Origin of the sequence: Mycobacterium sp. ACS4331 (genome assembly GCF_001667265.1) — a bacterium.
Taxonomy (GTDB): Bacteria; Actinomycetota; Actinomycetes; order Mycobacteriales; family Mycobacteriaceae; genus Mycobacterium.
On the sequence record NZ_LZHW01000062.1, the window covers coordinates 1 to 11,633 of the forward strand.

An 11,633-nucleotide genomic window follows, 5' to 3' on the forward strand; every position below is an offset into this window, starting at 1 on the left:
CCGCCCGCGTCCGCGGCCGCGCCCCCCCCGGGGGGGCCCCCCCCGGGGGGGGGGGGCGGGGGGGGCGGGGGGGGGGGGCGCCCCCCCGCGGGGGGGGGGGGGGGGGGGCGCCCCGCGGGGGCCCCCGGGGGGGGGGGGGGCCCCTGCGCCGCGGAACGGGGTCGCGGAAGGGGTCAGCCGGCTGCGGCCAGCTCTCTCTTCGGAGTCCGCCTCTGTTCCTTCTCGGCCCGCTTCTCCTTGGCCTTCTCCGCCGACTGCTTCAAGGAATCCCCGACCTTCTCGATTCCTGACTTCACACCGTCGAAAGCCTTATCCACCGCAGCCCCAGCCTTTTCGACCTCGGTGCGGATCTTGGCGCCTGCCTCGTCGAGTTCTGCGCGCACCTGCTGCCGCTGCTCCTTGAGCGCGTCGGCGGCGGCCCTGGCGTTCTTGGCCAAGGCGTTGTCCGCCAGAAGATCCCGGGCCTCGAGCGCGTCGAATGCACCCTTGGGGGCCACAGGCCCTTCCGAGTCCGACCGGTCCGAATTCGCTTCCGCAGTAACGACATCCGATCCGCTGATGCTGCGGGTGAGCACATCGGCGGCGCGAGCCGAGGACCTGCCCGCCGACCGCGCAGACTCGGGATTCTGCACGCCGAGCGCACCGTCGATCGTGTTCTCGATCGTCGCTCCGAGACCGTCGGCCCTGTCCAGGACGGGCTTGAAGGCCACCTGCAGGCGGTCGTAGATGTCGTTCGCGAACGCCTGCACAACGTCGATGCCCTGGTTGATCAGGGCCGAGACCGTCATGGCGAACTGGTTCTGAATCACGGCCTTCAGCAGGTTGTTCAACGCCGTCTGGCCCGCGAAGCTCGGTGTCCACGCCACCGGATTGAGCAGGTTGGCCTGGATGTCGTCGACGAGGGCGTTCGCGATGGTCTGGCGAGCCTCGACCCGCTGGCTCGCGGTCAGCGGCGAGTGCCACAGCAGCGCCTGCTGACCGCCCATGTCGAAGCGGCGCTCCAGAGTCACCGGATCCACATCCTGGTAACCCATGTTGACCGCCATCCGGAGGGCACGCTCGATCGAATTCACAAATGGCTGCGGCACATTCACCCCAACCAGGCCCAGCAGCCGAGGGATGAGGTCGAACGGTTCGAGCAGCGGAAGATTCCGGGAATCGTAGGTGAGGTAATACGACGTGCCCTGTCCGAGACTCAGCTGCGGCAGATTGACGCCCGCCTGTGCGAGAGCGTCGATGAGGTCGCCGATGACCGGTATCGCACCCGTGCCCAGCCCGCCCGTCGGATCGGCCAGGACGAGCCCGGCGTTCGCGGCGGCCGCGAGCAGGTCGTCGGTCAGTCCAAACACGTTGGTTTCGGCGAAGTTCATCCCGTCGGGGATGAGATGGGTGAGGAAGACCGCACCGGCGATGGCGTTCAACCACGCCAACGGGCTCAACGTGGTGGGCGCGTCGGAGGACGCGTTGTACGCCCAGGTGACGTCGAGCACGGAGGCGTTGAGAATCTTCGTCGCGTCGTCTCCAAGAGTGTCTGCGTTTGTGTAGCTGCCCCCAGCCGGGGTGGTCAGGTTGACCCCGAACATCGTGGTGAATGGCGTCGCCAGGGAGAAGATTCCGCCGCCCGGGCGACTGGGGTTGTTCAGGAATGCGAGCCACAGCGCGGTGACGCCCGGCTCCCAGTCGTCGGCATCGCCTGTGACCGCGTTGATCATGTCGCGGTACGCCAGCGAGGTGGACAGTCCACCAAGACCCTCGGACAGCAGGATCGCCCGCCGCTGACTCAGAATCGGGTACTTGTCGACCACGCCGTCGAGAAGATCGCCGACCGTCGACGAGAACGGTGTCAGGTCGATGTCGAACAGCGTCTCGATGAGGGTCGTCGTGACCAGGCCCAGGGGCACATTCTGCGCGGCCGCGGGCACCAGGTTCAGGACGAAGTCGCTCGAGTACTCCAGACTGTTCACCGCGTTGTAGACCCCGCCGGGAAGCGGACCGGGCGCTCCGGTGTCGATCCCCTGGCCCGCCAGCGCGAGCAGCTGCCCCACCAGGGCGTTGACGGTGGGGTTGTCCAGCTGCCCAACCAGCGTCATGACCAGGTCCTCGGGCGTGACGCCCAACGCCTGTGCCACCCAGAACACCGGACCGACGCCATACAAGCCGACCAGGGCCGCCAGGTCGACGTCGGCCGTGATCGGCTCATCCTGGACCGAGGCGGCCGGCGGATCGAAAACCTGCGCCTGGAACACCGGGGATGTCACCCCCAGGGTCAGCGCAGCGGTCGTGGCCATCGCCGCGGCGGTGACGGCCGCGACTTTGGTCTTGAGCAGCTTGGGTGGAGTGGGAACTGATACCACGGTGACCCTCCCGTGAAATGTGACCCAGATAACATTTACGTCAAGGTAGCAAACGGGCGCAACCAATTCTCAGCATTTGGTCCATCGGCATCCCCGAACTCAAAGTCAATGGAGGACAGTATGATTAACAAAAACTAATGAGTTCACGGCAATCAGTCAGCGCCGCCGGACGCCGAATGGCCGCCTTTACAGCAACACAGCGCGCTGCGAAATCCGCAGCTGCGATCAGGGCTGGCCCAGGACCTTGCGGACCAGCAGATCCGACACCGACGAGGGCAGTCGGTTCAGCACAGCCATCTGCACGGTCGGGCCAAGCCCGACCGGATAGCGCGCGTGCGGGCGCTTGGCCGTCAACGCCTCTTCGACGACCTTGGCGACATCGTCGGCGGGCACCGCGATGCGGCGCGACAACGGGATCGACCTTCGGAATCCGGCCACGTGTTTGGCATAGAGCACACGCTGTTCGGCCGTCATGGCCGCCTCCAGATCGTCGGCCGTCTGCTCCGCGTTCTCCCACAGATCGGTGTCGGTCTGAGCGGGCTCGACCACGTGCACGCCGATACGCCAGGGGCGCAACTCCATTCGAAGCGCGTCCGCAGCCGCCTCGAGCGCGAACTTGGAGGCACAGTAGGCGCCCAACAGCGGCGCGGAGACCCGGCCATTCACACTGGAGATGAACACAATCCGGCCTCGCGAGGCGCGCAGGCGCGGCAGCACGGCCTGCGTGACGGCCATCTGCCCGACGACGTTGACCTCGAGTTGCCGCCGCAGGTCGTCGACACCGACAGTCTCGAGCGGACCGCCCACCACGATGCCGGCGTTGTTGACCACCCCGTCCAGCCGTGCGGGCAGGGCCGCGTCGAGGGCTTCGACGTCGGCGGCGTCCGTGACGTCCAAACGCACCGCGGACACCCTGGGCAGCGACGCCAACAGCGCGGCGTCCTCCGGACGACGCACACCGGCGATGACATCCCAGCCCAAGGTCGACAGATGCGCGACGATGGCCCGACCGATTCCTCGGGAGGCCCCGGTCACCAGGACAGCAGGCATGCCCTGACCCTAGTCCGCGCCGACTTCCACCGAAGCCGGTTCGGGTCCATACCGGAAGACCAGCATGGCCGCCACCACCACGCATGCCGCGAGCGCGATCACCGGCGCGACCGTGAACCTCGTCAGCGTGGCGCCCACCACCGCACCCGCAAGCATCGTCAAAACCACTGTGTAGCGCAGCTTTTCACGGTCTCCGGTGCCACCGGCCAGGCGTGAGTCGACGCCGATCCCGACGATCGTCGACGTCAACACTGTGGTGCTGAGTTCCTGGACACCGAATTGTCGAGCGGCGGCATTCTGCGATCCGAACGCAACCGCCAAGCCGGCGATCAGGATGAGCTTCGTGTCATCGCGGTAGTCCAGGACACCTGTCCCACCCAACACCGCCAGGATCAGCAGCAGCACGGCCTCGGCCCCGAGCGAGACGGTGATCCACTGCCGAGTCCGGCGATCCAGGTGTCGCGCGAACCGTCCGCCGGCCACCGTCCCCGCCAGGAAGCCGGCGAACGCGACGATCGCGGCGGTGAGGTCCACACCCGAATGCGGTACGAACCAGAACCCCAGGAAGATCACATTGCCCGTCATGTTGGCGACGAAGACATGACCGAGAACGAGAACGCTGACGGCGTCGATGAGTCCGGTTGCGAAGGTCAGCAGCAGCAGTGCGACCGTGGTGAGTTTCTCGGACACCGGAGAGGCGATGACCATACGTTCCAGTATCGCCTGCCCGGTGTCCGCCCCCGACCTGGTATGGATCGGGGTTGCCGACTCGCGTCGGCCTCTCCGGCCCTCTCAGCTCGTGGCGGCAAATTTACACCACCGAAGACCACTTATTGACGTAAACGTCACGAATTCGGAATCGTTCAAATCTGGGGCGTGAGATCCAGGCTTGTGATCGGAGCCATACCCGTGACCAGCCATCGGGTCCCGTCCCGGTGCAGCGTCAGTCGCCACGACAGATATCTCAGCGAGGGGATGTTCTTGCTCAACGGACTGGTCGAGGTGGAGTTCGTGTAGACGATGGCCGTGGCGTCCGTCGCGGACAACGACTCAACGGCCGTGCCCACCACCTCGGTGCTGTTGGTGACCTGGGCCTGCTTGTTGGTCGGCACGATCGCGTCGATGTACTTGCGATACTCGGTCGCGAAGTCTCCGCCGAGGTACCGCGCCGCCCGGTCTCCCAACTGGTCCATGTTCTCGGGGGTGTAGGTCCACAGCGTGGTGATGGCCCCGGCGGCGGTGCGCGCGATCTCGAGCTTGGTCGCCGTCGCGGCTCGTTCGGCCACCACGGGTTGCAGTGCGGCGGCCGCGAAGGCCGCGGACCCGACGAACAGCACAGCGGCGGCGACGAGGCAGACCACCGCGACGCGCCCCGGTGGCCTGCGGGACGCGGTCGGGGCGACCTCGGAACTGTCCGTGACCGCGTCGACGTCGGGCGTCGGTGTGTCCGCTGCCGGGGCTCCCGAGTCTTGCGGGCTGCCGGAGTCTTTCGAACCTGCCGGCGCCTCTGCGTCAGCGGCTCCAGCGGTTGACACCGCGGATCTGCGCGCGGCCTTACCGCGCGGCGTCTGCTGCCCGGCGTCCGCCACCTCCGTCGACTCGTCGGTCAGACCACCGGTTTCAGATCGCTGATCCTCCATTGGCCTCCCTCCTCGATCGCCATGGCCAACCACCGACCTCCGTTCTCGATCACGGTGCCGTCGGGCATGGTCGTCACGGTCTTGGTGACCGCGATGACACTCGCGCTGCCATCGTCGTTCCAGCGCTCCACGCCCGCGTCGAGAACCTCACCCCTGGTCGGCTCGGAGCGCGCCACCGAGATGACGACCTCGTTGAGCCGAGACTTGAACTCCTCGGCCAGCTTTCCCGTCGTCTGTCCCAGAACGCCGTCGGCGTAGGCGTTCGCGTTGAACGGATCGGTCGTGGTGAACTGCGTGAGGAACGACCGCACGTACTGGATCGCCTGCACGTCCCTGACCGCCGCCCGGCGATGCTGTTCATGCGTGACCAACACCATGGCACTGACCGCGACGGCCGCGACCAGTGCGACCACCGCGACGGCGACACCCGCCACGGCCATCCGGGAACGTGGCCGCAGCGTCGGCAGGTCGACGAAGTCGGGGCGATCGGCCCTGCGCCGGGGGCTCACCCGCCACCTCCCGGCGGTTTCGGTGTGGCCAGCGGCGTCAGGCCATCCACCTTCCACTGGCCGTCCTCATCACGAACGAACTGCACCTTCACCGTCGCGGAGATCATGCGGTGATTCGGCGGGACACCACGCTGCCCCTGCAGCAGGACGAGCATCAGGCCACGGTCCCCGTCGGCCTCGAGCACCGCCGAATTCGGGGACCAGTAGTCGTTGTCGACCGGACCCGCGAGCTGAATCGCCTTCTGCTGCGCCTCCAGTTGCGGCCAGTAGGCGTCGGTGACGACGGATCTGGCCCGCGCGAAATCGGACTCCCACGTCGCGGCCTGATAGCTGAGCATGTCGGTGACGAGTTTGGGTCCCTGCACGGCGAGCTGCTCCCGGGCCTGCGCCGCCCGCAGATCCGGGCGGTGGACCGTCAGGACACCCAGCGCAGCGACCACGATCGCGATCAGGGCCGCCGTCGTGAGGGCGACAGCGGCAACGCGTTTCACACCCGCGGGTTTCACCGCAACGGAGTGCACCTCGGTACGGGCCACGATGTCGGCGAAGGTGCGGCGCCGACCGTCCCACCATGGCCACAGCCAGCCCAGCAGCAGCGGTGCGGTGTCCACGACATGGACGAGATCCCGCAGCAGCAGGCGCCATGGTCCGGCCGGCGCGCCGTCTGAGCGCACCACCGCAATTCCGAGCAGCCCCCTGCCCAGGCTCGATCCCCACAGCACCGGGGCCACCAGACGATTGACCGCGACCGCCAACACCCCGACCCCCGCGGTCACGACACACACCCACCACAGCCAACTGCGCTGCGGCGCGGACCAGGCGACCAGCACCGATGCCGCCACCACTGCCAGGCCGAGCCCCACATCGATGGCCAGGGCGGCGGCGCGAGAGGTCCACGGCGCCAAGGACTCCCCCGCTGATGCCACGGGGTCGGCCACGTCCTCGTCGTGGGCGATCACCTCGGTCACCTGGTCACCTGGTCACCTGGTCGAGCTTGGCGATCTTGTACGTGCCGCCGTCGGGAGCCATTCGAACCCGCAGGCGGTACCCGCTCTCCTGGTCTGAGACGTTGGCGTTGCTCATCTTCACCCGCAGGGCCACCAACACATCCATCGAGCCGTCGTCGTTGTGACGTTCCACCGCCGCCCGAATGTTGGACACCTGCACCTGCGCCTTCGCCGCCGCATAGGCGTCGACGAGGACGCCGCTGTACAGCGCGGCCTGCGCCGCGAAATCGCCTGTGGAGCACTCGACGATCCTGCGTTGGCTCGCCGCCATGGCCGCGGCGTCGGGAGCCTGCGTGGCGATCACGCAGTCCTTGGCCGCCTGCACCGCCGCAGCCTCGTTCCCTTCCCTCTGGTCGGCACGGTTGCCCGTGATCGTCGCGATCAGGCCGCCGCCCGCGATCAGTGCACTGAGCACGAGCAGGACCACGCACGCCGTGACCACCCATCCTCGGGTGGCCAGACGGGAGGCGGGTCCGGCGTCCTCGACGACACCTGGTGCAGAGTCACCAGGCGCAGCGGCGTCATCACCATATGACGCCGCGGAATCGAGAGTCGTCTCCCCGGAATCCATTTCGTCGTTCTCCGGAGCCAAGGTCGGGTTCAGCCGGCGGGCGCCAGCATCTCCTTCCATCCATCGTCTCCTGTGCTGGTGGAACTGTCGACGGTGTACCTGACCCCGTCGGGTCCGACGACTTCACCGCTCTGCGGGTTGTACACCGCCGCGGCGCTTGAGGTCGGAGTGTAGATGCACGGGTTGGGCTGCTGGCCGCTGCACTGCACCGTGCCACTGCCCGGCGGCGACAGCGGGTCGCTGACGATCGGCGGTGCCGGCGGCAGCATGTCGGCCGGCAATGGGTTCATGCCGTTGTTGATCGACGGCGCCGGGATCACCCGTCCCGGATCGACGGGCTGATCGCAACGCGCCCCCGGCGCCGGGCAGTTGAGCACCTGGTTGGGGTCGCCGTACCACGGGTTGGTCCCCAACGGCACATACTGTTCCTCACTGCGACATTCGCGCGGTGTCGCGGCGCGCTTGCCCGGCACGTCGGCGCAGGGGTAGTTGCGCGCGCCGCGCACCACATTCGGGGCGTCCTTGGGGATCTTGCAGTATGTGCCGCTGGGCAACGGCACGGTCCTGGTGTCCGCTGGCGAACGCCATTCGGTGGCCGGCAGGAACCCAGTCAGGCAGGGCGGCGGTTGGTTGATGGTCAGGCTGAAGTTCAGCGCGGCCGCGTCCTTGAAGGGCGCGGCGACGGCCTGCGCCACCGAAGCACCCTGCGGCAGGATCACCAGAGTCTGCTCGAGGCCCTTGTGGTAGCGCTTGAGCATGTCGATGACGATCTCGAGGTTGGCCAGCGTCTGCGGCAACGCCTCTCGCACGTCGCTGAACACCGCGTTGACGGCGTCGGCCGTGGGTGCGGCGTTGGTCAGGATGCTGCGTACCGTCTGATCCTGCGCGGCGGTCTGCGACGTGATGCTGTTGAGGTTGGCCGCCCAACGGGCAATGGCGTCACCGGAATTCACCTGACTGTCCAGGATGGGAGCCGAGTTGTCGATGATGTCGTTGACATCACCGATGTTGGCCTCGAAGTCGCCGACGACGGCCTGTGTCCCGTCCACCAACCGCTGCAGGGCCGGCCCGAGACCACCGACCGCCAGTGCGGTCTCGTCGAGCAGCGAGCCGATCTTCTCCTTGGGCAGCACCGCCAGCCCCCGGTTGGCGGTGTCGAGCGCGGGACCGATCTCGCGCGGCACCGTGCCCTCGGTGATGGTCTGCCCGGGCTCGAAGTACTGATCGCCCCCGCCGACGGACACCAGATCCAGGTACTGCTCACCGATCGCCGACACCGAATGCACATTGGCCGTGGTGTTCAACGGAATCCGGTAGTCGTCCGAGATGCTCAGCGTCGCCCTCGCACCACGTTCGGTGGGCTGGATGTCGGTGACCTTTCCGATCGTGATGCCGCGGTAGGTCACGTTCGCGGTCCGGTACAGGCCGCCGGACGCCGGCAGGTCCGCCTTCAGCGTGTACTGCCCGATTCCGGCCACGGACGGCAGCTTCAGGTAGTACCAGCCCAACACCAGCAGGCCTATCACGGTGATAACGGTGAAGAGCACCAACTGGATTCGAATGAAACGGGTCAGCATCATTCGCCTCGTTCCACGAGCGGACCACCCTCGACGGAGTTCGGATTCGGGGTGAACCGCACGTCGGGGATCATCGTCTCCGGATCGCGGCCCCAGGACTGCTCGAGCGCACGCAGCATCCCCGAGACCCCGGTGCCGGTGAGGAACGCATTGTCCAGCGTGCTCAGTGTCAGGTCGAATGTCGCGGACGTGTTGATGTAGTCACCGCGCACCACCTTGGGCACGTTGTCGATGTTGAACGGCGCCGTGAGCAGCAGCTTGAGCGCACCGACGACGTAGGGCGACGCCTTCTCCAACTGCTTGAGCGGACGCTGCAGCAGTTGCAGGTTGGTCTCCACGTCACCGCGGGCCGCCGCCAGGGTCTCATGGGTGACCTTGGAGAACCGGCCCAGCGACATCACCGCGTCGGCGAACACATCGCGCTGGTTGGCGAAATACTGCACCAGCGGCGGGATCTCGGTGAGCACGCGGTCCAGCGTCTCGTTGCGGTCGGCGACGATGGTCAGCAGTTCGTTGGTCGAGTCGATGGCGCGGGTCAGGTCCTCGCGCTGTTCGTTGAGCCTGCGCGTGAACGTCTGCAGCTTGCCGAGGAAGGCCCGGATCTGCTCGGCGTTGCCGTCGAGGATGTTGTACACCTCGGTCTGGATCACCTCGAGATTCGGAATGCCGCCGCCGTGCAGCACCGACGCGATGCTCGCCAGCGTCCGTTCGGTGGTGGGGAACGCCGAGGAGTTCTTCAGCTCGATGGTGTCACCGTCGGACAACCGTTCCGGGGACGGGTTCTCGGGCGCGGCCAGCTCGATGTGCTGGCTGCCCAGCAGGCTGGTCTGGCCGATGCGCGCCGTCGCGTTCCGCGGCAGTTGGACATCGGACTCCATGTCCAGCGTGAGGGTCGCGATCCAGTTCTTCAACTCGATCTTGCGCACCGACCCGACATTGACGTCGGCCACGCGCACCTTGCTGTTGACGTTGAGCGCCAGGGTGTCCGGCATCTGCACGTAGACGGTCATCTTCTCCGCACCCGTGCCGGGCCCGCCCGGCAGGGGAACGTTGGCGATACCGCGCCACCCACATGACGCGAGTGTCAGCACCGTGACCATCAGTGCCGCGACACGCCACAGCAGCCGACCGAAGTTACTGCGCCTGTTCATCATTGGCCACCAACTTCAGCCGGGAGCGGAGGACCGGCCGGCGCCGGAGCCGCCGGCGCGGGACCCGGGCCGGCGCCCGGATTCTGCTGCGCGGGGTTGGTGCCCGGCAACTGCTGCGACACCGGCAGCGGTCCGGGGATCACCTCGGGTGCGGGACCCGGCGGCGGTCCCGGCTGCGGATACCACGGCGGCGGCAGCGGGTTGTGCTGGTCGTAAGCGTTGGGCGGCGCACCACCGCGAGGCCCGGCGGGCGGAATCGACGACGGGTCCGGGCCACCCATCAAGGCGGCCAACGAATCCGGGGTGAGCATGTTCTTGGTGAACTGCTGGACCTGAATGCCCTGCATTCCCGGGGCGACGATCCAACCCGGTTCGTGGTTGCCATGTGAGAACAGGGTGTCCCGCGAGAAGATGCCCGGCACGGTGGTGTCCTTGTAGCCCGGGGGCGGACGCAGTCGTTCCTCGGAGTACGCGACCGACTTGGGCAGCGTGACGGCGGTGGACACCTGGTTCACGCCGAACGGCGGGAAGTTGAATTTGATCGCGTCGAGGATGGGCGCCAGGTACTGGGCGCACAGTTCCGCGGACTCCTGGTACCCCAGTCGGCTGCCGGCCTGGATCGAACTGCAGATGAACTGCATCGGGTTCGCGAAGCTCGCGACCACCGGAACTGCCGACAGCGAACCGCTGTTCGGTTCGTAGATGCTGACGAGGTTGGCCGCGAGGTTGGGGAAGACATGCAGGGCGGTCTCGAGGCCGTCCCGCGGTTCCGGTTGCAGCAGCGCGGTGGTGGCCTCGGCGAGGTTGTTGATGTCGTGCGCCAGCACCTCGCCGTTCTCGTCGATGAACGACCTGGCCGTGGTCAGCAGGCCGTCGATCTGCTTGAGGGTGTCGGCCAACTGCTGATCGGTCTGGTTGAACTTTCCGGTGAACTCGGCCAGGTTGTCGTTGAGCGCGACGAACTGCTGATCGTTGCGGTGCAGTGCGTTGACGAACAGGGCCAGGCTCTTGGTCACCGCGAAGAAGTCGCCACGGCCCTCGTTGAGTGCGGTGATCGCATCCGAGAGAGCCGTCAGGGTGGTGTTGAGCTGCCTGCCCTTTCCGTCGAGGCCGTCGGCGAAGGACTCGATGACGTCACCGAACGGGCCCTTGGGCTGCTCCGGTGTGGGGCCGAGTTGGCCGACGATGTCGGTGATCTGGTTGCGCAGGTCGTCCCATTCCACCGGCACCTGGGTCTTCTCGAGCGGGATCACCGCATTGTTCTGCAGCACCTCGCCACCGGTGTAGGCGGGGGACAGCTGGATGGTGCGGGAGGCGACGAGGCTGGGGTTGAGGATCGAGGCGGTGACGTCGGCGGGGACCTTGTACTTGTTGTTGTAGTGGAACGTGACCCGCATCGTGTCGCCCGCGGGTTCGATCTTGTCGATCGCCCCGACCCGCACGCCCATGATCTGGACCTTGTCCCCGGGGTACAGCGCCAGGGCCTGCTCGAAGTACGCCACGGCGGTGTTGTTGGTCAGCCGCTTGTACAGCTGCCAGCCGGCGACCCCGGCCACCAGTGCGAGCACGATCAGCAGCGAGCCGATCACGACCGCCATTCTCGACACATGCGGCAGCTTGAGGTTGCGGATGTTGAATGCGGTGGACACCGGTTATGCACCTCCCGTGTCCGGGACGAGGAACGGCGGATTGCCGGGCAGCGGCGCCACGGTGTTGGGCGAGAGCTGCTGGCCGGGACCTGCGGGTGGCACCCCCTGCTCGGGCGGGACGGGCG

Annotated in this window: 10 protein-coding genes; all 10 read right to left on the reverse strand. The window is 67.2% G+C overall.

Going from position 1 to position 11,633, the window contains the following annotated elements; translation table 11 throughout:
- Positions 1 to 173: 173 nt before the first annotated feature.
- Positions 174 to 2,354: an alpha/beta hydrolase family protein gene (locus A5727_RS14875; RefSeq protein WP_068250604.1), complete on the reverse strand. Its 2,181-nt coding sequence runs from the start codon at positions 2,352 to 2,354 to the stop codon at positions 174 to 176.
- Between the two features lie 225 nt (positions 2,355 to 2,579).
- Positions 2,580 to 3,404, reverse strand: coding sequence for an SDR family NAD(P)-dependent oxidoreductase (locus A5727_RS14880; RefSeq protein WP_068250606.1), 825 nt, complete (start codon positions 3,402 to 3,404; stop codon positions 2,580 to 2,582).
- A 9-nt stretch (positions 3,405 to 3,413) separates the two neighbouring features.
- Entirely contained in the window at positions 3,414 to 4,112 is a 699-nt protein-coding gene (locus A5727_RS14885) for a YoaK family protein (protein ID WP_068250609.1), read from the reverse strand.
- 155 nt (positions 4,113 to 4,267) lie between these two features.
- On the reverse strand, positions 4,268 to 5,044 hold the full coding sequence (locus tag A5727_RS14890) for a hypothetical protein (RefSeq protein WP_068250612.1): 777 nt from the start codon (positions 5,042 to 5,044) through the stop codon (positions 4,268 to 4,270).
- Positions 5,011 to 5,553, reverse strand: a complete 543-nt coding sequence (locus tag A5727_RS14895) for an Rv1363c family protein (RefSeq protein WP_068250615.1) — start codon at positions 5,551 to 5,553, stop codon at positions 5,011 to 5,013. Before A5727_RS14895 ends, A5727_RS14890 begins: the two co-directional genes overlap by 34 nt.
- On the reverse strand, positions 5,550 to 6,521 hold the full coding sequence (locus tag A5727_RS14900) for an RDD family protein (protein WP_231992082.1): 972 nt from the start codon (positions 6,519 to 6,521) through the stop codon (positions 5,550 to 5,552). Before A5727_RS14900 ends, A5727_RS14895 begins: the two co-directional genes overlap by 4 nt.
- Positions 6,522 to 6,525: 4 nt before the next feature.
- Entirely contained in the window at positions 6,526 to 7,191 is a 666-nt protein-coding gene (locus A5727_RS14905) for an Rv1363c family protein (protein WP_068250624.1), read from the reverse strand.
- The gene (locus A5727_RS14910; RefSeq protein ID WP_068250638.1) at positions 7,161 to 8,708 is read right to left on the reverse strand and encodes an MCE family protein; all 1,548 of its coding nucleotides are present in this window, start codon (positions 8,706 to 8,708) and stop codon (positions 7,161 to 7,163) included. The genes A5727_RS14905 and A5727_RS14910 overlap by 31 nt, the downstream gene beginning before the upstream one ends.
- Complete coding sequence (locus A5727_RS14915; protein WP_231992083.1) at positions 8,708 to 9,808, reverse strand: virulence factor Mce family protein; 1,101 nt, start codon at positions 9,806 to 9,808, stop codon at positions 8,708 to 8,710. Before A5727_RS14915 ends, A5727_RS14910 begins: the two co-directional genes overlap by 1 nt.
- A 50-nt stretch (positions 9,809 to 9,858) precedes the next feature.
- Positions 9,859 to 11,508 carry a virulence factor Mce family protein gene (locus A5727_RS14920; protein WP_068250631.1) on the reverse strand — a complete coding sequence of 550 codons (1,650 nt, stop codon included), beginning with the start codon at positions 11,506 to 11,508 and terminating at the stop codon, positions 9,859 to 9,861.
- Between the last annotated feature and the right edge of the window lie 125 nt (positions 11,509 to 11,633).

Bases quoted from the DNA above. Each gene is read 5' to 3' on its own strand.
- A5727_RS14880 (WP_068250606.1), bottom strand. From the start codon at position 3,404: ATGCCTGCTGTCCTGGTGACCGGGGCCTCCCGAGGAATCGGTCGGGCC.
- A5727_RS14885 (WP_068250609.1), bottom strand. From the start codon at position 4,112: ATGGTCATCGCCTCTCCGGTGTCCGAGAAACTCACCACGGTCGCACTG.
- A5727_RS14890 (WP_068250612.1), bottom strand. From the start codon at position 5,044: ATGGAGGATCAGCGATCTGAAACCGGTGGTCTGACCGACGAGTCGACG.
- A5727_RS14905 (WP_068250624.1), bottom strand. From the start codon at position 7,191: ATGGAAGGAGATGCTGGCGCCCGCCGGCTGAACCCGACCTTGGCTCCG.
- A5727_RS14910 (WP_068250638.1), bottom strand. From the start codon at position 8,708: ATGCTGACCCGTTTCATTCGAATCCAGTTGGTGCTCTTCACCGTTATC.
- A5727_RS14915 (WP_231992083.1), bottom strand. From the start codon at position 9,808: ATGGTCACGGTGCTGACACTCGCGTCATGTGGGTGGCGCGGTATCGCC.